The 25,867-nt window shown below is 69.8% G+C and carries 24 protein-coding genes and 1 pseudogene; 12 read left to right on the top strand and 13 right to left on the bottom strand.

What is annotated here, in order from left to right; translation table 11 throughout:
* Positions 1 to 283: 283 nt before the first annotated feature.
* From ACIBA9_RS04565 to ACIBA9_RS04555, 3 genes are all read right to left on the bottom strand, one after another.
* Positions 284 to 1,042, bottom strand: coding sequence for a DUF2182 domain-containing protein (locus ACIBA9_RS04565; protein WP_399359831.1), 759 nt, complete (start codon positions 1,040 to 1,042; stop codon positions 284 to 286).
* Positions 1,039 to 1,653: a DUF1326 domain-containing protein gene (locus ACIBA9_RS04560; RefSeq protein ID WP_399359830.1), complete on the bottom strand. Its 615-nt coding sequence runs from the start codon at positions 1,651 to 1,653 to the stop codon at positions 1,039 to 1,041. Before ACIBA9_RS04560 ends, ACIBA9_RS04565 begins: the two co-directional genes overlap by 4 nt.
* A gap of 925 nt (positions 1,654 to 2,578) precedes the next feature.
* Positions 2,579 to 3,124 carry a GNAT family N-acetyltransferase gene (locus ACIBA9_RS04555; RefSeq protein WP_399359829.1) on the bottom strand — a complete coding sequence of 182 codons (546 nt, stop codon included), beginning with the start codon at positions 3,122 to 3,124 and terminating at the stop codon, positions 2,579 to 2,581.
* Positions 3,125 to 3,280: 156 nt separating this feature from the next.
* Between ACIBA9_RS04555 and ACIBA9_RS04550 the strand changes: the two genes are divergently transcribed.
* From ACIBA9_RS04550 to ACIBA9_RS04540, 3 genes are read left to right on the top strand one after another with little or no spacing between them, the layout of a single operon-like run.
* On the top strand, positions 3,281 to 3,508 hold the full coding sequence (locus ACIBA9_RS04550) for a Mu transposase domain-containing protein (protein WP_399359828.1): 228 nt from the start codon (positions 3,281 to 3,283) through the stop codon (positions 3,506 to 3,508).
* A 3-nt stretch (positions 3,509 to 3,511) separates the two neighbouring features.
* Complete coding sequence (locus ACIBA9_RS04545; protein WP_399359827.1) at positions 3,512 to 3,784, top strand: hypothetical protein; 273 nt, start codon at positions 3,512 to 3,514, stop codon at positions 3,782 to 3,784.
* A gap of 2 nt (positions 3,785 to 3,786) precedes the next feature.
* On the top strand, positions 3,787 to 3,942 hold the full coding sequence (locus ACIBA9_RS04540; protein WP_399359826.1) for a hypothetical protein: 156 nt from the start codon (positions 3,787 to 3,789) through the stop codon (positions 3,940 to 3,942).
* A 275-nt stretch (positions 3,943 to 4,217) separates the two neighbouring features.
* On the opposite strand, the gene ACIBA9_RS04535 is transcribed toward ACIBA9_RS04540, so the two are convergent.
* Positions 4,218 to 4,760 (bottom strand): DUF6882 domain-containing protein, encoded by a 543-nt coding sequence (locus ACIBA9_RS04535; protein WP_399359825.1) that lies wholly within the window; start codon positions 4,758 to 4,760, stop codon positions 4,218 to 4,220.
* Positions 4,761 to 4,918: 158 nt separating this feature from the next.
* Here ACIBA9_RS04535 and ACIBA9_RS04530 point away from each other — a divergent pair.
* Both ACIBA9_RS04530 and ACIBA9_RS04525 read left to right on the top strand, forming a co-directional pair.
* Positions 4,919 to 5,076 (top strand): annotated as a pseudogene (locus tag ACIBA9_RS04530) (XRE family transcriptional regulator); the annotation flags it as partial.
* A 120-nt stretch (positions 5,077 to 5,196) separates the two neighbouring features.
* On the top strand, positions 5,197 to 6,414 hold the full coding sequence (locus tag ACIBA9_RS04525; RefSeq protein WP_399359824.1) for a PP2C family protein-serine/threonine phosphatase: 1,218 nt from the start codon (positions 5,197 to 5,199) through the stop codon (positions 6,412 to 6,414).
* A 310-nt stretch (positions 6,415 to 6,724) separates the two neighbouring features.
* On the opposite strand, the gene ACIBA9_RS04520 is transcribed toward ACIBA9_RS04525, so the two are convergent.
* Together ACIBA9_RS04520 and ACIBA9_RS04515 are read right to left on the bottom strand one after the other, a co-directional pair.
* Entirely contained in the window at positions 6,725 to 7,609 is an 885-nt protein-coding gene (locus tag ACIBA9_RS04520) for an aldo/keto reductase (protein WP_399359823.1), read from the bottom strand.
* Positions 7,610 to 7,623: 14 nt separating this feature from the next.
* Positions 7,624 to 8,550, bottom strand: coding sequence for an NAD-dependent epimerase/dehydratase family protein (locus ACIBA9_RS04515; RefSeq protein WP_399359822.1), 927 nt, complete (start codon positions 8,548 to 8,550; stop codon positions 7,624 to 7,626).
* A gap of 70 nt (positions 8,551 to 8,620) precedes the next feature.
* Between ACIBA9_RS04515 and ACIBA9_RS04510 the strand changes: the two genes are divergently transcribed.
* On the top strand, positions 8,621 to 9,415 hold the full coding sequence (locus tag ACIBA9_RS04510; RefSeq protein ID WP_399359821.1) for a LysR family transcriptional regulator: 795 nt from the start codon (positions 8,621 to 8,623) through the stop codon (positions 9,413 to 9,415).
* A 296-nt stretch (positions 9,416 to 9,711) separates the two neighbouring features.
* Here ACIBA9_RS04510 and ACIBA9_RS04505 read toward each other — a convergent pair whose 3' ends face one another.
* Together ACIBA9_RS04505 and ACIBA9_RS04500 are read right to left on the bottom strand one after the other, a co-directional pair.
* Positions 9,712 to 10,227, bottom strand: coding sequence for a GNAT family N-acetyltransferase (locus tag ACIBA9_RS04505; protein WP_399359820.1), 516 nt, complete (start codon positions 10,225 to 10,227; stop codon positions 9,712 to 9,714).
* Positions 10,228 to 11,663: 1,436 nt separating this feature from the next.
* Positions 11,664 to 12,092, bottom strand: coding sequence for a hypothetical protein (locus tag ACIBA9_RS04500; protein WP_399359819.1), 429 nt, complete (start codon positions 12,090 to 12,092; stop codon positions 11,664 to 11,666).
* A 393-nt stretch (positions 12,093 to 12,485) separates the two neighbouring features.
* Here ACIBA9_RS04500 and ACIBA9_RS04495 point away from each other — a divergent pair, with 393 nt between their 5' ends.
* Genes ACIBA9_RS04495 through ACIBA9_RS04480 form a run of 4 tightly spaced genes read left to right on the top strand, consistent with a single transcriptional unit; the run spans position 12,486 to position 16,900 of the window.
* Positions 12,486 to 13,499, top strand: coding sequence for a GlxA family transcriptional regulator (locus ACIBA9_RS04495; RefSeq protein ID WP_399360014.1), 1,014 nt, complete (start codon positions 12,486 to 12,488; stop codon positions 13,497 to 13,499).
* Complete coding sequence (locus ACIBA9_RS04490; protein WP_399359818.1) at positions 13,496 to 15,259, top strand: thiamine pyrophosphate-binding protein; 1,764 nt, start codon at positions 13,496 to 13,498, stop codon at positions 15,257 to 15,259. The genes ACIBA9_RS04495 and ACIBA9_RS04490 overlap by 4 nt, the downstream gene beginning before the upstream one ends.
* Positions 15,231 to 15,884 carry an SRPBCC family protein gene (locus ACIBA9_RS04485; RefSeq protein ID WP_399359817.1) on the top strand — a complete coding sequence of 218 codons (654 nt, stop codon included), beginning with the start codon at positions 15,231 to 15,233 and terminating at the stop codon, positions 15,882 to 15,884. The genes ACIBA9_RS04490 and ACIBA9_RS04485 overlap by 29 nt, the downstream gene beginning before the upstream one ends.
* Complete coding sequence (locus ACIBA9_RS04480) at positions 15,881 to 16,900, top strand: 3-oxoacyl-ACP synthase III family protein (RefSeq protein WP_399359816.1); 1,020 nt, start codon at positions 15,881 to 15,883, stop codon at positions 16,898 to 16,900. Before ACIBA9_RS04485 ends, ACIBA9_RS04480 begins: the two co-directional genes overlap by 4 nt.
* Before the next feature lie 71 nt (positions 16,901 to 16,971).
* Here the strand turns inward: ACIBA9_RS04480 and ACIBA9_RS04475 are convergent, their stop codons facing one another.
* From ACIBA9_RS04475 to ACIBA9_RS04465, 3 genes are read right to left on the bottom strand one after another with little or no spacing between them, the layout of a single operon-like run.
* Positions 16,972 to 17,946, bottom strand: coding sequence for an antibiotic biosynthesis monooxygenase (locus ACIBA9_RS04475; RefSeq protein ID WP_399359815.1), 975 nt, complete (start codon positions 17,944 to 17,946; stop codon positions 16,972 to 16,974).
* Positions 17,947 to 17,952: 6 nt separating this feature from the next.
* Complete coding sequence (locus ACIBA9_RS04470) at positions 17,953 to 20,670, bottom strand: molybdopterin-dependent oxidoreductase (RefSeq protein ID WP_399359814.1); 2,718 nt, start codon at positions 20,668 to 20,670, stop codon at positions 17,953 to 17,955.
* Positions 20,667 to 21,494, bottom strand: coding sequence for an FAD binding domain-containing protein (locus tag ACIBA9_RS04465; protein WP_399359813.1), 828 nt, complete (start codon positions 21,492 to 21,494; stop codon positions 20,667 to 20,669). The genes ACIBA9_RS04470 and ACIBA9_RS04465 overlap by 4 nt, the downstream gene beginning before the upstream one ends.
* Before the next feature lie 609 nt (positions 21,495 to 22,103).
* Here ACIBA9_RS04465 and ACIBA9_RS04460 point away from each other — a divergent pair.
* A complete protein-coding gene (locus tag ACIBA9_RS04460) occupies positions 22,104 to 22,910 on the top strand; it encodes a formate/nitrite transporter family protein (protein ID WP_399359812.1) in 807 nt (268 codons plus the stop codon).
* A gap of 109 nt (positions 22,911 to 23,019) precedes the next feature.
* On the opposite strand, the gene ACIBA9_RS04455 is transcribed toward ACIBA9_RS04460, so the two are convergent.
* Positions 23,020 to 23,358 (bottom strand): thioredoxin family protein, encoded by a 339-nt coding sequence (locus ACIBA9_RS04455; protein ID WP_399359811.1) that lies wholly within the window; start codon positions 23,356 to 23,358, stop codon positions 23,020 to 23,022.
* Between the two features lie 221 nt (positions 23,359 to 23,579).
* Positions 23,580 to 24,719 (bottom strand): PucR family transcriptional regulator, encoded by a 1,140-nt coding sequence (locus ACIBA9_RS04450; RefSeq protein ID WP_399359810.1) that lies wholly within the window; start codon positions 24,717 to 24,719, stop codon positions 23,580 to 23,582.
* Between the two features lie 87 nt (positions 24,720 to 24,806).
* Between ACIBA9_RS04450 and ACIBA9_RS04445 the strand changes: the two genes are divergently transcribed.
* Positions 24,807 to 25,862, top strand: coding sequence for a ferredoxin reductase (locus tag ACIBA9_RS04445; protein ID WP_399359809.1), 1,056 nt, complete (start codon positions 24,807 to 24,809; stop codon positions 25,860 to 25,862).
* Positions 25,863 to 25,867 lie beyond the last annotated feature (5 nt).

Raw genomic sequence — 25,867 nt, 5'->3', positions numbered from 1 at the left:
GCCTCTTCCAGCCCGCCAAAGCATTCGCCGCCCAGGTCACGGCCTTCCATGGTCAACCTTCAGGTACGCGTCCCGGGACGACGTATCCGTGAGCGGTTCCGTCGGCGGCCGGCCGGCACTGTCAGACATCGCCCCCAGACCCGTGCAACCGAGGAGACTCCGTGGACTGACCAGTGATCCCGCGGACCGGCGCGGCCCGGGCGCTCGTGCTCCACCTCGCGGTCTACGCGGCATGGGCGTACCCCCCGTAGGGGGTCACCCTCGTCCAGGGCGGGGCCCGTCCTCACATCCCGCCCATGTCACCGCCGGTGAGCCCCGGAGCCAGCGCCGGGACCCAGAAGACGGCGATGGCCAGGACGATCGAGGCGATCCCCACGGCGCGGGCCACCAGGCGACCGACCGGAGCGAGTTTCTCAGCGGTGATCACGGCGGTCAGGACCACCATGGCCCACACGTTCATCACGCCGAACGACGCCAGCAGCACCATCAGCGACCAGCAGCAGCCCAGGCAGACGGCCCCGTGGTGGGCTCCGGCACGCAGATCGCGCGAAGCCCCCGGGTACGAGGCGTAGCGCAGCATCAGGCCGATCGGCGAACGGCACCTCGCCAGACAACGGTCTTTGAGAGGCGTGAGCTGGTAGACGCCGCTGACTGCGAACACGGCCGCGGCCACTGCTGTCCCCGCCGCCGGGGGGAGGCGCGCCGCCTGGCCAAGGCCGACAGCCAGCGCGTACGCCGCTAGTCCGGCTGCGGCCCAGACGAGCAGGTAGGCGACCGTGAAAACGACCATGCGCGATGCCCGGTGCACGGTGATGGTGCGTGCGTACAAGGCGGCGACGGGTGCCGTGGCGGGCAGCATCATCGCAGTCATCATCAGCGTCCACGCGGCCAGGAAAGCGGCCAGGCCCAGGCCCATGGTGCCTGGCATCGCCGGCATGACGCCCCAGCGCGTCACCATCCAGACCCAGGCGGCGGCCGCCACGACCAGCAGCAGCCCGGCGGGGGCCACCCGGATGCGGACGGCGACCGGCCCACCGGTCATCCGGACCACGTGAAGGGCGCCGAGTGTCCGTTGCCGCCAGTGAAGTCCCAGGACCGGCCGTACACGCCGTCGCCCGTCGCCCGGGTGGACCGGGCGATCGTCAGTGTGCTGTTCACCGGGTGGAACATGCCTGTCAGGCCCATCACCGGACCGTCCTCGCCGAACTGCGGGGCGACCTGGTCCTCGATCTCGATGTCGATCGCCTCACCCACCCGCGCGGCGTGGCGACGCCCGTCGTCGCGGTATTCGATGGGGACGCGCTGCACGCCCAGGACGTCGCCGATGAGCGGAGCGAGCCCCGCCATCGGCCCGCCCACCTGGCCCGAGAACACCTTGCCCAGCGCCTCCGCCTGGCTGTCGTCGGCTGAAGCGTCGACGTACAGCGCCACCTGCCAGCCGCCCTCGGCCATCACCCGTGGCCCGTCGATGAAGACGGCCACGCTGCGGCCGGAGACATCTACGTGGTCCACGGTGCCGCTGTCCACGTGGAACGCGAAAGTCACCTGGCAGCGCTCGTGGTCGGCCGGTGCGGTGAGGCCCGAGGTGGTGCAGGGGCAGACCACGTCACAGTTGCAGCTCTCCAGGTACGTGCCGTTCAGATTCCAGGGCATGACTCTTCCTCCCTGTTTTGCGCCCCCGGGGTCAAGGGGATGCATCGAGAGGGTCCGCCCGCCCCGGTGCCGCTCTTTTCCAGGCTATGCCTGACGGCCCCCATCACGCAGATCCGCTGTCAGTGCAGCTCACCGGCCTGTACCGAGTCTGCGAGTCTGTGGGGGCACCCGCGACCTCGGATGCGTCGTCGAGGACGCTATCGCCTGATCCACCTGCCGGGTGGGCAGCGGAACCGATGTGGGACGGCTACGCCGCCCAGCTCGCCGTGCATGCGGACGGGGACGGGCGGCTGCTGCTGTGATTCCGGCAGGACACGGACATGACCGGCTCGTTCCCCGAGCTCCGGGCGGCGGCCTCACGCAACCGCCAGCAGACACGGGACACAGGACACAGGACACAGGCCTGTACGGCAAGTTAGTCGTATGGGAGTCAGACCGGCTGGCGTTCGAGTGGCTACAGCAACGCCTCGCTGGCCGCGGGGTTACGGCGGCTGAAGCGGCACGGCAGTGCCCGGCGCACTACGTGGTCTTCGACCTTCTTCGCGAGGACGGCACCTACTTGACCGGCTGGGCCGAAGGACGAGGCCGACGCCATGCTGCACACGAGCAGGAGTCTACAAGCGGGCCGCGGGTGCCGGCGCGAGGCCACGGCCGCCAGCAAGGTGACTGATCGGGGAGCCACAGACGACCTGTTTCTCCGCCTCGCCCACCGGGGTGGACTGACGGTCGCCCCGCTTCTCCGGGACGAGCAGGTCGGCGGTTGTGCACTCCAGCACCTCGCAGGATGATGTCGAGGTCCTCGAGACGGACGGTCAGCGGTCGGCCGGACCACAGGTGAACCCAGGCGTCTTCGACGTGGGACTTCTTGACATGTGATGGTGTGCTCGGCATTGGAGCTCTCGGAATGCCTCCGAGGATCGAGAAGTCAGAGAGGATCGAGAAGCATCAGGACCTCGTCCCGGGTGTCGTCGGGCGCGAGGCGGAGGGCCCCCGGCCAGCGGCCGATCTCACGCCATCCGAGTCGGCTGTAGAAGTCCTCCAGCCCCTCTTCTCCCCGTGCCGCGAGATGGAGCTGTTCGAGCCCCAAGTCGTCGCGGGCGATCTTCCGCAGCTCACGCATGAGGGCGGAGCCGACGCCGCGGTCACGGAATTCGGGGTGCGTCTGCAGGTGGTTGACCGTGCCCCAGTGCCCGACGAGCCGGTGGGGATCACAGTTGAGGACGACCCATCCGGCGAGAGCGGCGTCGAACCTGGCGGTGATGAGTCGGCAGTGTTGCGGATGGAGACGGCCGAGGAGCTTGTCCGTGACGGGCGCGACATCGTCGTCTTGGACGGGTGGGAAGGGGAATCCGGCGGCGCCTCCCGAGTTGGTGACCGCGATCCAGCAGTCGATCAGCTGGCGTCGGAGTTCGGGAGTGATCTCGTGGGTGGTGGTGATCTGTGCGAGGTCGGGCGTGCTTGCCTGCGTCATGAAGAGCAGCATGTCAGCGGGGTCTGACAGCGTGATGGGTCAGGCTCTCGAGTTCCGGCGGCTGACCTGAGCGTCGTAGGCGCCCCAGTCTCCAGCGGCGGCCCATTGTGCAGGCTGAGGCCCTTTCTGGGACAGGTAGATCGCCGGCAGGCCTCAGTGCAGGCCCCTGGGCGCGGCCGCCCCGCTGGCGGTGTTCGACGCGGTCGGGGCCCCGGCCTGCTACCACTGCCGGACAAGCCCTTCGCGCCGGCCCGCTGGTCCACCGCCACGGTCCGCCCGGACATCCACGTCAAGGTCGACCGCACGCTCTACTCGGTGCCTTGGAAGCTGATCGGTCGCCGCGTCGACGTCCGCTCCACCGTGGTCCAGGTCTTCCACGAGTGACAGTTGGTCAAGACTCACGCGGCCCTGGGACAGGGAAGACGTACTGGCCGAGGCGACTACCCGCCGGAGAAGATCGCGTTCCAGACGAAGACCCCGCTCTGGTGCCGGACCCAGGCATCCGAGGTCCAGGACCGCTGCCGGGAGGTCGTCGGCCAACTGCTGGAGGCCAACGTGCTCTACCGGCTCCGCGCCACCGAGGGCATCCTCGGACTGCGGGCCCTGGGGCACCTCGCCGTTCGTCAGGGTGCCAACGTCCGCTTCGCCAAGACAGCCTGATCGTGGCCGAGCTCGCCGACGGCCACGCGGACCGCACCTGGGACACGCGTATGCGCGAGCTGATCCGCCCCGACGTTCTGATCCTCAACGACTTCGCCATGCGCCAGGTGACCGCCGCCCAGGCCGACGACCTCTACGAGCTGGTCAACGAGCGGTAGGGACGTTCCCTGGTCATCACCAGCAACCGGGCACCCAGCATTTAGTATCCGCTGTTCCCCAACCCCGTCGTCGCTGAATCGCTCCTGGACAGCTCATCAACACCAGCCACCAGGTCATGCTGAACGCGGCCCCGGCTACCGCCCCAACAAGCGCCCCAGGAACCCCACCGACAAGGCGGAACGGCGCCCGCGAAGGACAGCTGATCGCAGGACTCTTCCGCTCGGCGTATTGAGCACTGAGGCCCAGGCGCCGAGCTCGGCCCAGCTCTCCGGCGCTAGTCGATATTGATGTCGAAGCTGGAGACGCTGCCGTCGGCGGCGGTCAGAGTGACCGGACCGAACGTGATGATCACGGCGGAGTTGCGTCCCGAACCCCGGTAGTAGCCGGTCGCCTCGGTGACCCGAACAGCCAAGGCCACCAGCGTTCCAGCGGCCTTCTCATCGGCCGCGATCTGCGGTTGGGCGAGAGCGGGATGCCCGTTGTCTTCTGCCCAGTCCCGGAAGCTGCGGGCGTCACGGCTCATGTCGGGGAGGATGCTCTTGTTGGCCCAGGCCCACAGCCACGAGCCCGAGCCGGGGCTGAAACTGCCGAGGATCTGCGCGGGTGCCGTCGCCGTCTTGTCAGGGAAGGTCCAGGTGATGGTGCCGGTCGTCTGGTCCAGATCCCAGCGATCCGCTGAACCCAGCCCCCAGGACATGTGGGCACGACCCAACTCTTCGATCATGTCTTCACCCTGGAGCATCAGGACGCTCAAGTCGGCTCGCTCCCCGGCCTGACCAGCACTCTCCGCCTCATTGGCCCGCTTGAACATTCCCATGGCTCGGAGTCTGCCAGAGGCCACTGACCAGTCGACGGTGACCCCTCACACCTCGCCACAGAAAGGGTGGGGAACTACGTGACGACGCGGCCGGGTAATTACCTGATCGTCCACAACAGCAGGTCAGCAAGACGGATTTCGGCCTTAGAGGCCCCGAACAGGCCACGGCCACCACCGGCGGCATGCTGATCGACGTCCAGGGCCGATCCGGCTACACCGACGACCCCGGCAGCACCGACGATGCCCACGTACGCCACCTCACCCTCGCGCGCTGCCCCCACAACGCGCCGCCCGCCTCTTCACCGCCCAGGAAGCGGCCAGGAAGCCAGGCAGGACAGGAGCGGGGCGTGGACGGCCGGTCCCGTGCCCGGTGTCGGGCGAAGTTTCAAAGGCGCCGGTAGGACCCCTTCGCACCCTTTATCCTTATTCTGCGTCAATGGCTATCGACTACGCGGCCGTCTTCCAAGCGCTGCCCGGTGCGGTCGCTCTGCTGACCCCAGATCTGGTCTTCGCCGACGCCAACATCGCGTTTCTACGGCAGGCCGGGCGCAGCCGCGAGCAGGTGGTGGGCCGCTACCTCTTCGACGTCTTCCCCGACAACCCGCGGAACCCGTCAGCCACCGGCCCCCGCAACCTGGAGGCGTCCCTGCGCGCGGTGCTGGCGAACCGCGAGATCGACACGATGGACTTGCAGCGCTACGACGTGGAGTCGGCTCAGCGTCCGGGCCAGTGGGAGGAGCGCTACTGGAGCCCGGTCAACGCGCCTGTCTTCGCACCCGACGGCCACGTCGCCCTGCTGATCCACCGCGTCGAGGAAGTCACCGAACTCCTGCGCGCCACCAGCCGGCCGGACGGCTCCCGCCAGCTCGAGGCCGAGCTCTTCAGCCGGATGCGGCAGCTGCACGAAGTCAACGAACGCCTGCGCCGCGCCCACGCCCGTGAGCGGGAGGTCGCCCTCGCGCTGCAACGCGCCATGCTCCCCGTCCCGGCCCCGGTCGGCCATCACCGGGTGGCCGTCCGCTACCGGCCCGCGGTCGGCTCCCTCAACGTCTGCGGCGACTGGTACGACCTCGTCCAGCTCCACGACGGCGACAAGATCGCCGTCGCCGTCGGAGACGTCGTCGGCCACGGTCTGGAGGCCGCAGGCGTCATGGGCCAGCTCCGCAGCGCCCTGTCCGCCACGTCCCGCGTCGCAGCCGGTCCCGCGCAGGCCCTCGAAGTCCTCGGCCGGTACGCGCACTCGTTGACCGGCGCCGAATCCACCACCGCGGTGACCGCCTTCATCGACTTCACCCGCCACCTCATCATCTACTCCAGCGCCGGCCACCCTCCCCCGGTCCTCCTCCGCGGCGACGGCACCGTTGAGTTCCTGGACCAGGCGACCGACCCGCCGCTGGACGCCGCCTTCGAGCCAAGCCCCCGGCCCGAAGCCACCACCGCGTTCACCGACGGCGACACCCTCCTGCTCTACACCGACGGCCTCATCGAACGCCGACACCAGGACATCGACACCGGCCTCAGCCAACTCGCCGACGCCCTGACCCGCCACCGGGAACTCACCGATCCCGAAGCACTCGCCGACGCGGTGATCAACAGCCTCATCCCCGCCCAAGGCGTCACAGACGACACCGCCCTCGTCGTCGTCAGCCTGTAACTGATCGTTTCAGAATGCCATCCTGCGCAGAGGCGCCGCTGTTCCTCGGCTCGAGGGTCGCTGCGGCCATGCCGTCCTCGATCGCACGGACTCTCCCCGGCTCTTCCCCGGAGGCCAGCGCGGTCGGCCGCCCGATCCGTGCTTGGGCCAAGGGCGAACGGCATGGCAGGCAGGTCCGCCGTTCCTCGTCCGTCAGCCTCTTCGCCCACGCTGGTTCGGTAAGGGCTCCTCGGCAATGGTGCCCGGGCAGCGGCGGGCCGCTGGGCACGGTCGAACGCGGTCAAGGTCGGCAATCGACCCGCCACCCAGCTCAGCCCGGCAGAACGTCCTCGAGTTCCACCAGTTCCTGCGTGCTGAGGGTGAGTTCCACGGCCTCGGCGGAGTCGGTGATGGAGGCGGGGCGGCTGGCTCCCGGTACCGGGATCATCGCCGGGGAGCGGGCGAGCAGCCAGGCCAGGGCGATCTGCTGTGGGCTGACGCCGCGTTCGGCGGCGATGCGGTGAAAGGCGGTGCCGATGGAGGTGGGGCCTGAGGGGCCGTCGAGGGAGCTGCGGGAAATTCCGCCGAGTGGGCTCCAGGGCAGGAAGGCCAGCCCCAGCTGTTCACTCAGCCGCAGCTCGGGCTCGCTGTCGCGGATGGTGGGCGAGTACTGGTTCTGTACGGAGACGAGCCCGTCGCCGAGGATCTGATGCGCCTGGCGGATCTGGGCGGTGGTGACGTTGGAGATGCCGGCGGCGCGGATGGTGCCGGCGTCGAGCAGCTCGCGCAGCGCGCCGATGGATTCCGCCCAGGGCACGGCCGGGTCCGGCTTGTGCAGCTGGTACAGGCCGATCGCGTCGACGCCCAGACGCTTGGCGGAGGCTTCAGCGGCTTGCTTGAGGTGGGCGGCGGTGGCGTTGACGGTCCAGCTGCCGTCGCCGGGGCGACCGCGGCCTCCCTTGGTAGCCACCAGGACATGGGAGGTGTCGCCGCCGTAGCGGGCCAGGGCGCGGGCGATCAGCAGCTCGTTGTGGCCCGCTTCGCCGGCGTGCCAGTGGTAGCTGTCGGCGGTGTCGATAAGGGTGACACCGGCGTCGAGGGCCGCGTGGACGGTGGCCATGGCCCGTGTCTCGTCCGGGCGGTGCTCGATGGACAGCGGCATCGCACCCAGGCCGATGGCGCTGACGGGGGTCTGGCCGATGGTTCGGTACTGCATGGTGGTCTTGTTCCTTACGCAGTGGGAGCGAGGGCTTCGGCGACGGCGCCGGGCAGCCAGTCGGTGGTGCGGGAGAAGGCGAAGCCCAGCGCCTTCGCGCGGGCGTTGCTCATGGCGTAGTGGCGGTCGAAGGAGAAGGGCGAAGCCTCCTCGCCCGCCGGGACGGTCCGGTAGACGGCCTCCCGGCCTGCCTGCGTGGCGACGATCTCAGCGAGGCCGTGTACATCGAGCGGGCCGTCGGAGCAGGCGTTGACCGGGCCGGTGAAGTCGGCCACGGCCGCCCAGAGCAGCAGCTCCGCCAGTTCCTCGTAGTGGATGAAGACCGTGGGCAGCGCCTTCTCGTGCACAGTGATCTCCTCGCCTCGGGTGATGCGCCCGGCATAGTGCGCCAGCCTGCCGGTGAACTCCTGCGCGCCGCCGCCCAGCACATGGGCGCTGCGCACCGTGGCGAAGGCGAAGCTGCCGGAGTGGGCGAGGACGGCCTCGGCCTGCCGCTTGCCCTCTGCGTAGTGCGCCTCCAGGTAGGCGTCGTCGTGCCAGGGCAGGTCCATGGCCACCTGCCAGGTGGCCGGGTCCACGCTCTCCTCGGGCACGGGCATCCCCGCGGGCACGGTCGGCAGCGCGGCTGTCGCGGGGTCGTAGACCTCGATCGTGGAGGTCATGACGTAGCGTCGGGTGCGGCCGGCAAAGGCGCGGACGGCGATAGCGGCCTGTACCGGGGTGTAGCAGATCTGGTCCACCACGACGTCGAAGGTGCGGGCGTCGAGTGCGGCTGTCAGGGCGGCCTCGTCGTCGCGGTCGACGACGAGGTGCTCGACGCCGGCAGGCGGAGGGGTGGAGCCGCGGTTGATCACGGTGACCTGGTGGCCGGCGGCCTGCAGGCGCCCTGGCAGGAGCTTTCCGAAGTACCGGCTTCCGCCGATGACGCAGATCTTTTGCATGCCCACATCCTGGAGACCTATGGTCACCAGCAGAAGTCACGACTTACTTGGTGCGTATTAAGGAAAACTGTTGATTGACGTGCAGCGGCTCCGGATCCTGCGGACAGTGGCGGAGCACGGCAGCTTCAACCGGGCCGCCGCGGTTCTCCGTCTCACCCCCTCGGCCGTCTCCCAGCAGGTGGCTGCCCTGGAACGCAGCCTCGGTGCCCAGGTCGTCGCACGCAGCACCCGAGGCGTCACCCTCACACGGGCCGGCCAGATCATGGTGGGCGCCGCCGAATCCGTCGCCGCTGAGCTCGAACATGCGCAACAGCAGGTCGCCGAGCTCAGCACTGGCCGCACCCAGCTCACCGTCGCCACTTTCACCAGTGGCGGCAGGCTCATGCTGCCCGCCGCCCTCACCCGGCTCATGGCGGCGCATCCCCGCACCGTGGTCCACGTCAGGGAGGGCGAACCCGAGGACACCCTTCCCCTCGTCCGGCAGGGCGCCGTGGACGTCGCCCTCGCCGGCCACGACGCGCTCGACCTGGCCGAACTGGCCGCAGAACCCTGGGTCCTCGGCTGTCTGAAGACCGAGGCATACCTGCGCCGCTACGCCGAGCACGCCGGCTTCGATCCCGAAGTGCGCGGGACCACCACCGACTACTTCTTCGCCCGCTCCCTTGTCGCCGCGGGCATGGGCATCTCCCTGATCCCCTCCATTGCGCTCGCCCCGGAGATCCCTGGCCTATGCACCGTCCCGATCAAGTCGCCGGGCCCGATCCGGCACATCGGCGTCGCCACGATCAGCGGTCGCGACCGGCCCCACGTCATGACGCTCATTCGCTCCCTTCGCGAGCAGGCGATGCAGCACAACGGGCGTTGAATCGAGAACGCGCGCAGCTTTCTTCCACACCGCCGCCTTCAGACTGCCGCTTTCTTCCACACTGCCGCGTCAGCGTCGCCTCTGCCACCGACCTCGACCTTGGTGAAGCGTCGCTCGGCGGCGTGCTCGGGTGGTGGTCACTGTTCAACCTCTCCGTGGCGTCCTTCCCCAAGGTTCTCGCCCTGTTCGCGCGCACACGTGCCCGACCTGCCCGCCGAGATGACGATCGCCAAGTTTGCCGCCGGATTCGCCCCCCGCCGGCGCCTGCGCGAGGGCGACGCTCTGCACCACGACCGTCAGACCCGCTCGAACGGCTCCGCGTACGTGAAGACGCCCCGCAGCGCGGGGTCGTGGGCGGTCAGGGCGCGGACTTGGAAGTACTCGCCCCACGAGGGGTCCGGCGCGGTGATGCCGTAGTCCGTGCTGGTGCGGAAGCCGTAGCGGCCGTAGTACGCGGGGCTGCCGAGGAGGGCGACGAAAGGCTCGCCCAGGGCATCCGCCGCGCCGAGAGCGGTGTGGACGAGGGCGAGGCCGACGCCGCGGCGCTGGTGGTCGGGGTGCACGCTGAGCGGGCCTAGGCCCAGGGCCGGGGCAGTGCCGACATGGCCCCGGGTGCAGACCACATGGCCTACTACCTCACCCTTGTCGCTGAGTGCCACGAGCGACAGTTCCGGCAGCCAGCCGTCGCAGGTGCGCAGCTCGTCGAGGAGGGTCACCTCCACCGGAACCGGAGTCCCCGGCTTGGCGAAGGCCGCCGCGGTGACGGTGCTCACGGCGGGGACATCGGCAGGCGTTTCGCGTCGGATCAGCACCGGCACAGTCTGAGCCCCGAGCCGTGATGCCACAAAGGATTTTCGGCACCTTGTTCTCCGCGCGCCGAGGGCCGCTGATTTGCCTGCGGCGGCGGCCGGACGCAGGCCCCGCTGATTCTCCGCCAGCCGCCCGCGCCCTCGGTTCAACCACATCGAAACACCCAACCCGTCGTTGAGTAGTACGTGGACGCTCGCCATGGTGACGCGGAGCCCTTCAGGGGCTTGCTCCGGGCCTGCTGGCCCCCGCCCGAGTCCGATGATCACAACGGTGTCGCTGTGAGGGAACGCGGGTCGAAGCGGCCGACAGCGGAGAACGGGCGAGCGGTGATACTCGGCATCGCGGTGGCCACCGTGATCGTCGCGGTGGTGTCCGTCGTGATGCCAGGACTGCCCAGGTGAGTGTCTACGCGCTGTTCGGAGAACCGGTGGTGCGATGCTGGCGCGCCGCTGTCGGCCGGCAACTGGACGCGCAGCAGGATGAGAACGCGGACGAACGGAGCGACGGTCCCGACTCCCCGACGCCGCCTGCCCAGCCCGCGGCGCCTGCCCAGCCCGCGGATCCCGCCCAGCCGGCGGATCCCGCGCAGCCCGCGGGACCGCCCGCCCGGCTGCACCGTGCTGCCAGCGATGTAGCCACGCCATGCCCCTGCGCCGCATGCACAGACGCTCAGGCGTGACCCACAACCGTGCACCCGGACCACCGGTCGCTTCCTTGATGCACTCAGTGGGCGGGCCGCCCGGCATCCGGGTGCGGTCGGAGGTGCCGCGCCGCAGCTGTGCCTCCACGCTCGCACCACTACCTGCATGGCGCGCGCCGGTCAGTGGCGGCAGGCACCGGACGGCCCACGCAGCAGGGCAAGCACGTGCGACGTAACCTTTCTGCGCCGTCGGCGTTGGGCACGTCGACGCGTACAGGACGTCATCCCCCGTGGACGCGTACGCAGACGAGGGGCCCGAACCCGTGCCCGGCTTTCGGGCCCCTCCCCACCACGCCGCCCGGAACCGTGCACCTGGAACGGCTCGGCCGCTCGGTGCCCGGGGTGGGAGGTGTAGAAGGTGTCGGCTGCGACGATGTGGGCCGGTCAGCCAGTTCGCCGACAGGTTGACTCACGTTCCCCTTGTCGTCCGGCCGCAGGGCGCGAATCGACACCACCGCATGAGCGTGGAGCGGTGGCTTCGACTCGGCACCCGCGACTTGTAGTGCCGGAACACGACGACGATCAGCGCGTCCTTGACCCGGGCGCGGTGCTTGCCGCCACTCCCCCAGCGGATCTGCGCGACCGAGTTCTCCCGTTCCCGGGTCGCCGTGGGTCCACGGGGCGGACTTCTTCCGCCCGTCCCGCGCGGCGTTCTGCGCGCGGGACGGGCGCAGCCCCCGGGCGAGTGGCAGTCATGCGACCCGCACCGGGAACACGCTGTTCACAACAGGGAGAACATCAGAGAACGGCGACGGCGGTCCCGTCGGCGGTCTTGTCTCCATCCTTGTCGAACGTGAAGACAGCGATCTTGACCGTGTCCTTCCTGGCGAAGTGCGTGTCGTGGGCGTTGTGCAGGGTCACGACGGCCTTGTGGTTGGCATAGTCGCAGACGAGCTTGTCGCTGGTGACGATGGCCGCGGCGCTGCCCGGATTCGTGCTGTGCGAGTCGAGCGCCGTGGCGCTGGCCACCAACTGCTGGCCCAGTCCGGGGTCGCAGGAGTAGGTGAGCCGTACCTGCACGGCCTGGCCGCTCAGCGACACGGAGTCGATGGTGATCTGGTTGGCCTTGGCGGCTGCCGAAGGCGCGGTCGCCAGAATGCCGGCGCCTGCCACGAGGGCGGTGACGGCGGTTCCGGCAAGGCGTCGCCGTAGGGTTGTCGTCTTCATTCGGTTGTTCCTTTCCCCCTGTGCGGTCACCCGTGGTCTAAGGCGTGGAGATTTATCCAACTGGGTGGGTGAACGCATCAGTTGCTCATTTTGAGGCGCATGTGATCATACGTGATCGCCGCCACCAGGGTGCTCGGCCGCCGCCCCGGCATCTCAGGCGCCCGGTGGCGCACCCCCTCGGCACATGTGGCCGTGCTGCCGCAGTCGGGCCATGTGGAGGAGCCGCCTGTGAGCTGCCTCACCGCGCTCCTCGCCCCGAACTCACGTCAGGCCTGCTCAACGGCCCTTTCACCAGCCGACGCCTGCCGGCTGGCCGGATCCGTCAGTAATCTGTCATTGCAGCCAGTGCGGCGCTCGATACAGGGTGTGACGGTGTCAGAGCGACGTGTTGTGGTGGTGGTGTTCAGCGGGGCGATGGCCCTGGATGTCACCGGACCGATCGAAGTGTTCGATACCGCCAACCGGCTCCTCGATCCGCCGGGCACCCCGTACCGGGTCGATTTCGTCTCCGCCGACGGGCCGTTGGTCCGGATGAGTTCGGGCGTGCTCGTGGAGGCCTCGCCGCTGGACGCGGGGGAAGGGCCGATCGACACCCTCCTCGTGCCGGGTGGCTGGAGTCTCGCCGACGCGCTGCGGGACCGGGCCCTGGTGTCCTGGATCGGCGAGGCGGCGGCCCGCTCGCGCAGAGTGGCGTCCGTCTGCGGCGGATCCTTTCTGCTGGCCGAGGCGGGCCTGCTCGACGGCAGACGTGCCACCACGCATTGGGCGTACAGCGAGGCGATGGCCGACCGCTATCCGGACGTGACGGTCCACGCCGAGCCGATCTTCGTCTGGGACGGACCGTTCGTGACCTCCGCCGGCGTGTCGACCGGGATCGACATGGCACTGGCCCTGGTGGAGGCCGACCACGGGGCGGCGCTCGCCCTGGAGACGGCGCGGTACCTGGTGCTGTTCCTCAAGCGCCATGGCGGGCAGGCCCAGTTCAGCACCGTCCTCGACGCACAGCTGGCCGACCATCCACCGATCCGGGCGGCACAGGAGTGGATCCAGGAGAATCTGCACAACCCCTTGCCCGTCGCCGAGATCGCCCTGCGGGCCAACATGAGCCTGCGCAACTTCGCCCGGGTCTTCCGGCGCGAAGTGGGCACCACTCCAGGCCAGTACGTCGAGCGCACGCGGATCGCCCGCGCCCGCGAGCTGCTGGAGACCACCGAACTGACGATCGGCCAGATCGCGCACCGCTGCGGATTCGCCGCGCCCGAGACCTTCTTCCGCTCCTTCGGCCGGACCCTGGGCCTCACGCCCAAGGAGTACCGGCACCGCTTCCAGATCATCACGCCGTCGGGCCTCATCGACCGGCACCACACGACCGACAGGAGCCGCATGACCGACAGGAGCCCCTTATGACCACCACGACCGACACGGCCGTCACGCCCCCGGACCCCCTCGCGGCAGGAACCGTACGCCTGGTCGACCATCTGGCCGGGGAGCTGGCCAGGGCAGGCGTCACGCACCTGTTCGGCGTCGGCGGCGCGAACATCGAGGATCTGTACGACGCCGTCCACCGCGGCGGCGCGGTCCGCGGCATCGTCGCCAAGCACGAGTTCTCCGCCGTCACGATGGCCGACGGTTACGCCCGCACCACCGGACGCCTCGGCGTGGTCGCCGCCACGTCGGGCGGCGGCGCGATGAACCTCGTGCCGGGTCTGGCCGAGGCGCACGCCTCGCGGGTGCCGGTGCTGGCGCTGGTCGGCCAGCCGCCGACCGGCCAGGAAGGCCGCGGAGCGTTCCAGGACTCCAGCGGCAAGGCCGGCTCGTTCGACGCGCGGGAGGTATTCGCACCCCTCTCCCGGTTCTGCGCCCGGGTCGAGGACGCCGACTCCCTGGTGGAGCTGCTGCCCCAAGCGATGGCCGCGGCCCGCGCCGGTCCGTCCGGTCCGGCTGTACTGCTGCTGCCCAAGGACGTGCAGCAGGCGCGCATCCGGGTGCCCGGCCGCCGGACCTCGCCGACAAGGGGCGGCACATATGCGCCGGTAGCGGCGGCGCGTCCGGACGAAGGGGCCCTCACGTCCGTGTCACAGGCCCTGCGTGGTGCCGGACGGGTCCTGGTCATCGCCGGTGAGGGCGTCGCCGCCGCGGACGCGCGGGCGGAGCTGGCCGAACTGGCCGGGCGCCTGGGGGCCTGGGTGGCCGTCACCCCGGACGCCAAGGACGTCTTCGACAACCTCGATCCACGTTTCGCGGGCGTGGCCGGGGTGATGGGGCACGCCAACGTGGCGGACTGCCTGCGCCGGGCCGACGTCTGCCTGCTGGCCGGCACCCGGCTGCCCTCCCTGGCACGCGGCGGCCTGGACCGGGCCCTGGCCACCACCTCCGTCGTCAGCCTCGGTCCCGAACCGCCGTTCGTGGCGGGCGCCACGCTGGGCGGCGATCTGCGCCAGGCACTGCGCGCGGTGAGCGGCCGGCTCCCGCCGCACTCCCGGCCCTGCCCACGCCACGAGGGCCCCCTTCCCACGGTGCTGCCGGGTCCGCCACCCTCACGCGACGGGCGGACCGTCCCGTACGCCCAGGCGGTAGCCGCCGTACGGGCGGCACTCCCGCAGGACGCGCACGTCTTCGTGGACGCCGGCAACACGGGGGCCAGCGCGGTCCACCTCCTCCCGGCACCGCGTGACGGCCGCTTCGTGGTGGCGGTCGGCATGGGCGGCATGGGTTACACCTTCGGTGCCGGGATCGGCGCCGCACTCGCCACCGGCCGGCGCACCTACGTCCTCGCCGGTGACGGCGCCTTCTTCATGCACGGCATGGAGGTGCACACCGCCGTCCAGTACGCCGCGCCCGTCACCTTCGTCGTCTTCAACAACAACGCCCACGCCATGTGCGCGCTGCGGGAGGAGTTCCTGCAGGGCGGCGTCCGCAGCGACGACCTGTTCACCAGGACCGACCTCGCCGCCGGGGTGGCCGCCGCCTTTCCGTCCCTCCCGGCCACGGGGGCCGCCGACGCGGCCGGGTTGCGCGAGGCCCTGCTGCGCGCCAACGCCGGCGGCGGGCCGGCGTTCGTCGCGCTGGAGTGCGACCCGCGGGAGATACCGCCGTTCCTCCCCTTCCAGTCCTTCACCGAGAACGAGGAGAGCCCTGATGCGCGAGGAAGCGTCCACGCTGGCTGACATCCCCGGCCTGCTGCGGATCGAGAACGCCGACACGGAGCAACTGGCCGCGCACTGCATGGAACTCACCCACGCCGTCTATCCGCACGACCAGGTCTACGGGCGGTACTGCACCATCCACGAGTACGTCGACTGCCCGCCCGAGCAGGTCTACGACTATCTGCGTCAGGGCCACCACCTGGAGGAGTGGACCTGCAGCCTGCGGGACTTCGCGCCGTCCGGCACACCGGGACTGTGGGTGGGCCACGACCGGCTGGAGGACGACACCAAGATCTACTGCAGGGTGGCCGCCAACCCCGAGGCGATGACCGTGGACTACCACTGCGCCTGGGACCAGGGGGACAAGCTGTGGATGATCTACCTCATGCGGGTCGTCCCGGCCGCCGTGGTGCTCGACAAGCCGGGTTCGGTGATCACCTGGACCAACTGCCGACACCCCTACTACGACGACAACCCGCACCCCGAGAAGGCGCCCCGGGCGGACCGGCCTTGGGTGGGCGACTACTGGGGTCTGTTCTACGCCGGACACACCGTGGAGATGAACAATCTCAAGGCGATCCTGGAGCACCGCCACCGCAACGGCCTGCCGATCGGCGTCGCTCCCGCGACGGCGGTGGCGCGGTGACCACGGTCAGCCTCACGGACGTGGCGAGCTACCTGCCCGGCGAGCCGGTCCCCGCCGAGTTCTACACCGACTATCCCGGCGCCGAGGACAAGCTCCGCGGCCATCCCATGTTCAAGGTTCCGCCGGCCCGGCACCACGTGGCGGCGGACGAGACCAACGCCGACATGGTCGAGCGCGCCGTGCAGCCCCTGATCGAACGGCACGGCAGGGACGCGATCCGCGGGGTCGACGTCCTGCTGGTGCACAGCCAGCTGCCGGACCTGCCGTTCGTGGGCGCCGGCACGGAGGTGGCCCGCCGACTGGGCCTGAACCCGGAGTGGCTGGTCGACGTGGCCAACGCGGGCTGCGCGTCGTTCGTGTACATGCTGAAGCTGGCCAGGCAGCTGCTCAGCACGACCGATGCCCGCACCGCGCTGATCTGCAACGCGCAGAGTGCCGCGGGCCAGTGGTTCACCCAGTCCGAGGTGCGCAGACTCGCCCAGGCGGCGGTCCCGGGCGACGGCTGCGGGGTGGGGTTCGTGACGACGTCGGCCGGCTCGCCGATCCTCGACGTGGAGACCCGGCACCTGGGCGAGTACGCCGGGGACATGACCGTGGCGGTGGACGACGGCCGCAAGTACTGGGAGCCGGGAGAGTCCCAACTGCGCATCGGGTTCACCGACGCCGGTGTCGCCAAGGTCCTGGCCCGCGGCAACCGGCTCGTCCCGGAGGTGGTCACGGAGCTGTGTCGGCGCCTGGGCGTGCCCACGACCGACATCGACGTCCTGATCACCAACCAGCCCAACCGCACCTTCCTGCGCAACTGGCGGGAGGCGCTCCAGCTCCCGGCCGAACGGCACCCGGACACCTTCGACCGGTGCGGCAACCTGTTCGGGGCGGCGATTCCGGTCACTTTGGACGGCGCGGTGCGCGCAGGGCAGGTCGAGGACGGCGATCTGGTGATGCTGGGCGGGTTCGCCCACGCCGGCGACTTCGCCGGTGCCGTCGCCGTGCGCTGGCAGAGCGGGCCGCACTGACCGTGCGGTCCGTGGGCGCCGGAGAGCGCCGGACATCTCGCCGATCCCCGGTCGACGACCGCGGTCGTCGGTCAGGGCAGTGTCCAGAACCTGACCGTGACGAGGTAGAAGACGGCGGCCCAGAAGACCATCGCGGCAGCGACGATGCCGAGGCCGCGGAGGTTGGCCCTTCTCGCCGGTTCGTTCGGCGGTGGCCGCAGCCATCGCCCGAGCAGCGGGTTCACGTAGTGGGGCATGGTCAGGAAGCTCATGACGAAACTCGACAGCAGATTGCCCACGAGCAGGCCGATCCAGAGCGGCATGTGCAGGGGGGACAGGGCGAGCGTCAGGAGGACGACGGTCGGGTACAGGCCGACCCACACCGCGAGGGAGGTCCTGGTCTCCGAGGGCGGCGATGGTGCCTCCCTGCCGTTGCCCTCGAAGGCGAACCAGCTGCCGAACGAGTTGTCGATCGTGTGTAGTCCGAAGTCCTTGAACTTCTCGCCCTCGGCCAGGATCTCCTGCCGTTGGGGCGACGTCAGCCACGCATCCAGGTGTTCGGCGCTGTCGTAGCGGTACAGGGTGGTCCATTCCTCCTGCAGGCCCTCGATGGGACGGAAGAGTTCCGTCCCGCGGAATCCCTCGAACTTGCTCTCCTCCCGCACCATGTGGCGCTGCCAGTCGAGGAAGTCGTCGACCTGGTTGGGCTGGACGCGGTGGGTGACCACCACGGTGACCAGCGGGTCGAGTGCCTGGGTGCCGCTGCTGACGACCTGCTGGGTCGCCGGACCGTCGAAGTACTTCGCGCCGACGTCGAGATACGTCTGTCGGGTGGCACTGTTGATCCACGCCTGCAGATGGGCGACCGAGTCGAACCGGTACACAACGACCCAGTCGGGTTGCAGAGGTGTCGGACGGGAGATCTCGGAGCCGAGGAAGCCCGGGTAGTAGGCGGCCGCGGTGTTGAGGTCCTCCTGCCACGACTGGTACTCCTGTTCCATCCCGGGCAGGATCTTCTGGCCGATGATCGCCGTCGCCGCGGCTGCCACGTTCTTCTCGGTGTTCATGGTGGCTCAACCTGCCGCGACCGACTGCCCGGCGGGGAGCCGGCCGTAAACGCGCTCCGGGGTCAGCGGCAGCTCGCGATAGCGGACGCCGGTGGCGTCGTGCACGGCGTTGGCGAGCGCGGGGGCCACCGGGTTGATACAGCATTCCGCCATGCCCTTCGCCCGCATGGGCCCCACCGAGTCCGAGGAGCCCACCAGGAGGACTTCGGTACGGGGGATGTCGGCGTAGGTGGGGATACGGTAGTTCCGCAGGTTCGGGTTGACCACGGCGCCGTGCTCGTCGACGTGGTGGTTCTCGGTCAGCGCGAAGCCGATCCCCTGGGCGACACCGCCCTCCACCTGTCCCCGGACCTGCGCCGGATTGATGACGACGCCGACGTCCGCCGCCTGCACGCTGTACAGGATGCGTATCTCCCCCGTCACCCGATGCACGGCGACCCGGAAACCCTGCGTGTTGGAGGTGACGCTCCGGGGTGAGCCGTACGCCTTTCGGGCCGCGGTGAAACGGATCCCGCGCGCCCGGGCCGACGCGACGAGTTCGGCCAGCGACAGCCGCCGCTCTCCGCAGACGACACCGTCGTCGTCCATCGCGCACATCACGACATGGACGCCCGTCTGTGCCGCGGCGAAGTCCAGAATGCGGTCGCGTACGGCGCTTGCCGCCCGCAGGACGGCGTTGCCCGCCACGAAGAGGCCCGCGCTCGCGAAGGCGCCGGTGTCGAATCCGGTGCGGTCGGTGTCGGACTGCACCAGACGTATCCGTGAGGGCGTCGTGCCCAGCTGGGTGGCTGCGATCTGGACATGGGCCGTGGAGGTTCCCTCCCCGAACTCGGGAGTTCCGACGGCCAGTTCGTAGATGAGATCGTCGCCCAGGGTGACCCAGGCCTCGGAGAGGTGTTCCGTCGGGGGTGCGGTCTCGTGCAGGGAACTCGCCACGCCTGTTCCGACGAACCACTCGGGGCCGGGAGGCGGCTGGCCCGCCGAACGGGCCAGGGACTCGCCCACCAGGTCGACGCACCGGGCGAGGCCGTCCTCCGTGAAGATCACGTCGTCGGGGCCGTCGTCCATCGCGACCAGGGGCTCACCCGGCCGCACGATGTTGCGGCGGCGCAGTTCCAGCGGGTCGATGTGAAGGGCACGGGCCAGTTCGTCCATCGCCGACTCCACCGCGAACGCGGGCTGCGTCATGCCGTAACCGCGTAGCGCCCCGCTGGGCACGGTGTTGGTGTAGACGGAGTAGGCGTCGTACTTCTTGTTGGGGCAGCGGTAGATCATCACGGCGGCCCCGCCCGCGTACAGGGTTTCGCCGCCGTGGTTGCCGTAGGCGCCCGTGTTCGACACGTTGCGCACCCGGAGGGCGGTGAGCGTTCCGTCGGCCTTCGCGCCGAGCGTGACCGTGAGGGTCATCGGATGCCGCGGCGATGCCGTGGTGAACTCCTCCTCACGGGTGTACTCGAGGCAGGTGGGGCGCCCTGTGTCCAGGGTGGCGAGCGCGACCAGGTCCTCCGCGATCACCTCCTGCTTGCCGCCGAAACCGCCGCCGACGCGCTTGCAGAACACCCTCACCTGGTCGGGGCGGAGCGCGAACAGGTACTCCAGTTTGACTTTCGCGATGGACGGTGACTGGGAACTGGTGCGGACGTTCAGCCGGCCGTCCTCCATCCAGGCGATGGAGCCGTGGGTCTCCAGGTGTGCGTGCTGCACGCGCGGTGAGGAGTACGTGCCTTCGTGGATCACGTCGGCCGCGGCCAGTCCCGCCTCGACGTCACCGATGTGCGAGTGCAGTTCGAGCAGGATGTTGTGGACGGGGTCGCGGACGAACGGGTCGTCGGAGCCGTGCAGTTGGGGTGCCCCGTCGGCCATCGCCGCCTCCGGGTCGAACACCGCCGGCAGCACCTCGTACTCGACCGACAGACTCCGGCAGCCCTCTTCGGCCGCCCCGACGGTGTCGGCCAGGACGGCGGCGACCCGCTGGCCGACGAAGCGGACCGTGTCGTCGAGGATGTAGGTGTCGTCCGGGTCGACCAGGTGGTCGGTGTGGATGGCCGTGGTGAAGCTTCTTCGGGGCACGTCCTGCCAGGTGTAGACCCGGTGCACACCGGGGACCGCGAGGGCGGCGCTCTTGTCGATCGAGAGGATCCGGGCGTGCGCGTGGGGTGAGTGCAGCACCTTGAGGTGCAGCATGCCGTCGATGTGCGTGTCCATGGTGAACTCGGCGTGACCCGTCACCACGTCGTGGCCCGCGGGCGCGCCGACGCTCGTCCCGACCGCCTTGCCCGGTGCGGCCGTCTCCACCGAGCGGACGCCCCTCACGGCGTCCTCGATCGCCCGGTATCCGGTGCAGCGGCACAGGTTGCCCTTCAAGGCCCTCGGCAGGTCCGCCTTCTGCTCCTCGGTGAAGGTAGCCGACGTCATGATCATTCCTGCGGTGCAGAAACCGCACTGGAATCCCGGGGCGTCCTGGAACTGCCGTTGCATCGGATGCGGGGCGCCGGGGCGTCCGAGGCCCTCGATCGTGGTCACCTCGTGGTCGTCGGCACGGAACGCGGGGGTGATGCAGCTGTGGATCGGTGTGCCGTCCAGCCACACGGTGCAGGCGCCGCAGTCGCCCGCGTCGCACCCCTTCTTGACTCCGAAGTGGCCCAGTTCGCGCAGGAAGGTGCGCAGGCACTGGCCGGGGCCTGGTTCCCGGTCGAACTGCCTGCCGTTCACCGTGTAGTTCATGCCAGGTCCCCAGCCGTGAGTTCGCGGCGGATCTCCTCGGCGAAGTGCCGTGTCAGGTGCCGACGGTGGTCGGGGGTTCCGTTCGGATCCGCGTACCAGAGGTCGGCCGGCACGGCGTCGATGCTCTGCCGCAAGGTGCGGGCATCGGGCAGGCAGTCGAAGGCGAGGCGGACCGGCCGCGTGGTCCCGGCGGTGAGAGTGAGCAACAGGTCGCTCGCTTCCAGCCGTTGGGTGCCGGCGAGGAACACCGTCGAACGGCCGACCCGGGTCAGCGAGAAGCGGCGGTGTGCGGTGCGTTTGCGCAGCGCGTGATCCGGAATCGTGACGCGCCGGAGTATCTCCCCGGGGGCGAGGATGTTTCGGTGGTCGCCCGTGACGAAGTCGAGGGCGTCGACGAAGCGTACGGAACCGTCGGTTGCCCACAGTTCGTACCGCGCCTCCAGCGCGACCGTCAGCGTGATCATCGGTCCGGCGGGCAGGGACATGCAGATGTTGCCGCCGACGGTCGCCGTGTTCCAGACCTTGAACGAGGACAGGAACGCCTCGCAGCTCTTCCGGAAGAGGATCCCGGCGGTCCAGCCCAACGGCCACGGGAAGGCGTACAGGTCGCGGATGGTGCAGGTGGCGCCGATCTCCAGACCCTCCTCCGTCGGGACGAGAGGTTCCCAGTGCAGCGCCGTCAGGTCGATCAGCCGTCGCAGATCCGGCTGCTCCGCGGAGTAGAGCCACGTGCCGCCTGCGAGCCAGGCGTCTCCCTCGTGCCAGTTCGCGCCTGGCCGCTCGGGCGGTTGCCGGACTACTTCGGTAACGGTGTTGAGGTCCATGAGAACCCGGCCTACGAGAAAGAGGGTCCACGCCGAGACGACTGTCCTGAAGCCGCTGCTGTGGTCTCACGCCGACCGGGCAGACGGCCGCCCGCCATGCCGTGCGTACCGTCCAGGCCGACTGAACCGTGAGCGCCGGCGGCACAGGCACTGAGCGCGGACTTTTGTCCGCATTCTACTGCGGTGCGGGGATGCCTCGCATGGTCGGAGCGACCGGCCTGGACAAAGTGTTGTCGGCGTCCTTCGCCTCTGTGCCGTGGGCCCGGTGCGGCTGTGCGTGATGACGGCGATGACCTGCGGTTTTGATGGGCTTCGGGCTTCCGGACGACGTCCGGCGTGACCCGGGGTGCGACCTGGGCCGCGACCCGGGATGCGACCTTGAGGCGGGACCCGGGATGCGACTCGGACACACCAGGCTGACGGTGGGTGTCGCGGCGGCCGGCAGCCGTCGCCCAGCGAGGAAGGCAGCCAGACCGGGGCGGTGAACTGTGCGGAGCCGGACGGCGTGGACGTCGAGATCTGGGGACGCTCTCACCGAAGATCTCCCCAGGAACGTTCCCGGTGTAAGCCGACGGAACTTTCCGTGGTCACGCGAGACGGAGGACCGCCATGGAGCCGGATGACCAGATCATGCAGGGGCCCGGGGAACGGAGAATCGCCGAAGCGGCGGAACGGATCGTGGCCGAGGGCCGGCCACGGCTGCACCGTACCTGGACGTCATTGGTGGCCACCTCGCTGCTGGGCGGTATCGATGTCGGTGTCGGCGTCATGACACTGCTGTTCGTGCGGCACGCGACCGGCAGTGAGCTCTTGGCCGGACTGGCCTTCTCCGTAGGGCTCATCGCTCTGCTGCTCGGGCACAGCGAGCTCTTCACGGAAGGGTTCCTGGTGCCCGTCGCCACCGTCATCGCCGGCGCGGCCACCTGGCTGGACCTGGTGCGGATGTGGGCGACGGTCCTGGTGATGAACCTGGTCGGCGGATGGGTCTTCATGTGGCTGGTGATCCAGGCCTATCCGGACCTGCGCCCCACCGCGGCTGCTCTGGGCGCGCACTTCGTCGACGGGGGCTACACGCTGGGCACCTTCTGCCTCACCGTGCTGGGCGGCGGCGTCATCACCCTTATGACCCGTATGCATCACGGCACCGAGTCCGTGACCGGGAAGATCACCGCATCGGTCACCACCGCGTTCGTCTTGGCGGGGCTCGGGTTGTGGCACTCGGTGCTGGACTCGTTGATCGCGTTCGCCGGACTGCACACCGGCAGGACGCCATACGGATACGCCGACTGGCTGAGGTGGCTGGCCTGGGCGGTCCTCGGCAACATCGTCGGCGGCCTCCTGCTGACGACGGGACTCCGCCTCGTTCGCAGTGCACCGCTGTTGACCGACGACAACCCCTCGGTGGAAGCCGGCTGAAACCTACAAGTGGGCGCGACGCTCGCCGAAGCGACATGTACGCGAAGCCCGCCGGCCGTCTTCCGACGCCTCACGGACCAGCGGAAGGCCCGCGTCCCGCGGCGGCCGCTCAGAGGTGACCGTCCAGGAACTTCCGTACCTCGGCGATGGTCGTAGGCCCCGTGCCGTGCGCCACCGCTTCTCCCTCCTTCAGCAGGACGTAGGACGGGGCTCCGGTGATCCCGTATCGCTCGGTTGCCGCCGGACAACGCGTGATGTCGGCGCGGACGACCGTCAGACGGCCCGTGTAGTCGTCGGCGATGCCACCGACGACGAGGTCCATCACCCGGCAGGGCTCGATTGCCTTGGGCCATGTCCCGGCGAAGTATGCGAGGACCGGAACTTCGCTCATCCCGAGGATGAAATGGAACTCCGCGTCCTCTCGGGGGCGGTGAACCCTGTTCGCCATGGAAGCTCCTGACCTCACGTCCGTAGTGCCATCCCCATCATCCCTCGCGCGGTGTGCCGGGCCGGCCCGGTCGGCCGTCCGGTCGATCTGTCGGAAGGGAGCGCGGGGCCGTCGCAGAACCACGGTGGTCCCCGGGCCGCATGAGCCGGCTGACGGCACCGGGAACGAGGCACGATTCCCGGACCGCTCGCGGACGCGGTCGTGGACGGTCGAAGTACGCGTCAGCTGACCCGAAGACCGACCGCCAGCGTCAGTTCGAGGACCCGGTGCGGCGATGCGAGATCCGGAAACAGCTCCCGCAGCTGCGACATCCGGTATCGGACGGTCTGGGGATGGACGAACAACTCCGCCGCTACCTCGTCCCTCCTGCCCTGGTGCAGCAGCCACGCCCGCAACGTGTCCTCCAGCCGCTGTGCGGTCGCGACAGGCAAGGTCCGCAACGGTGCGAGGGCTCGGGCACGCAGGTCTGCGAGCGCGTCCGCGTCGGCGCTGAGCACCAGCTCGGGCAGGTGGTCCTCGGTGTCGCGAATATCGGAGGAGAGGCAGCGCGCGCGTGCGGCTCGTGCGTATGAGGCGGACGCACGAGTCCATGGCCGGGGTGGGCCCACCACGGCGGTGCGGTCGGTCAGCTGCCGCAGGAGATGTGAGCGGTCGGCGTCGGGCACGAGCAGCACACCGGTGGTGTCCGGCAGATCGTCGAGGACAAGGGTGCTCGGGTCGAGCGCGCGGTAGGCGGGCCGGGCCTGGTCCGCGGGCAGCAGGACCGCGGTCAGCGAAACCGGGGGGTGCCACCCGGCCCGTTGAGCAGAGGCCAGCAGCACGTCCGGGCTCGCGCCGGCGAGGAGGTCGCGGGCCAGGTGTTCCAGGTGGCGCTCGTGGGCCCTGCCCCGGGCGGCCAGTTCGTCGGCGTGGCCCGCGGCGCTCGCGGCGGAGAGTTCGTCGATGTAGGCGAAGGTCAGCTCGGCGAACTTGGCCACCTCGGCGGCGGGCAGACCTGCGGGTACGGCACCCGCTGCCAGGCATCGCCAGGCCACGCGGGCGCCGACGCGGTAGGCGCCGAGTAGGGCGTCCATCGAACGGCCGTCGCGCACCTCGCCGCGGCCCAGCTCGTAGGCTGCGTCACCGGCGTCGCCACCTGTGGCGTTGCCGCTCGCGAGGTCCAGGTAGTGCCCCAGGGCGGTGCGGACGGCTCGGCGGATGGTGGCACCCATATGGCCCGACAGGGCGTTGGCGTAGGGAGGGACCTCGTCGATGATCGCCTGGACGACCTCGTCGGCGGTGGTCTTCAGTGCGGCCCGAAGTGCGGTGACCGTCGTCTCATCCAGGGCCAGTTCGCTGGCCCTTTGGATTGCATGGCTCACGTTTTTGTTCCCTGCGAACAATTCTATCGACCAGATTCACATCCTGCGGTCAGGACTTTACGCCTTGAGGCACAGCAAGCTGGTGTCATGACGAGTGCAGCCCTTCGCAGCAGGGCGTGGAAACTGCTGGAGATGGTCACGACGCCGCTGCTGCCGTCGGACTACCTCGACCTGGTCAGCCCATTGCGTGCGGGCGCGGACCTGCGTGGGCGCATCGAGGCCGTGCACCCCGAGACGGGTGACGCCGCGACCATCGTGATCAGACCGGGACGCGGCTGGCGCGGCCACACAGCCGGTCAGTACGTGCGGATCGGGGTCGATGTCGACGGGGTGCGCCTGTGGCGTGCCTACTCCCTCACCTCGCCGACAAACCGCCCGGACGGCCGCGTCACGATCACCGTGAAGGCGATCCCGGACGGCAAGGTCAGCAACCACCTGGTCCGCAGGGCGAAACCGGGCACGCTGATCCAGCTCGACCAGGCGACCGGCGACTTCGTGCTGCCGCAGGCCAAACCCGCCAAGGTGCTCTACCTGACGGCCGGCAGCGGCATCACGCCCGTGATGGGCATGCTGCGCGACACCGAGTTCGACGACGTCGTCATGGTCCACTGCGCGCCACGGCCGCACGACGTGATCTTCCGCGACGAACTGCACGGCCTGGTCGCGGACGAGAAGCTGCGGCTCACCGAGGTGCACACCGACACGGACGGCATGCTCGACATCGCCCGTCTCGGCGAACTCGTGCCCGACTGGGCCGAGCGCGAGACCTGGGCTTGCGGGCCCTCGGGCCTGCTCGACGCCGCCGAAAAGCACTGGAGCGGGCACGGCGTACCCGAGCGCCTGCACACCGAACGCTTCCGTCCCCGCATCGTCGTCGCCGGCGACGGCGGCGAGGTCACGTTCAGCACCACCGGCAGGACCGTCGACGCGGACGGCGCCACGCCGCTGCTGGACGTCGGCGAGGAGGCCGGCGTGCTCATGCCCTCCGGGTGCCGCATGGGCATCTGCTTCGGCTGCGTCTCGCCGCTCAAGGCGGGTGCCGTCCGTGACCTGCGCACCGGCGAGATCACCGAGGCCGAACCGGGCGTCCTCATCCAGACCTGCGTGTCCGCCGCCGCGGGCCCCTGTGACATCGAACGGTAGGAGCA

Origin of the sequence: Streptomyces sp. NPDC051452, assembly GCF_044454765.1 — a bacterium.
Classification (GTDB): domain Bacteria; phylum Actinomycetota; class Actinomycetes; order Streptomycetales; family Streptomycetaceae; genus Streptomyces.
Note: the sequence above shows the minus strand (reverse complement) of the source record. Positions and strands in the feature narration are given on the sequence as shown.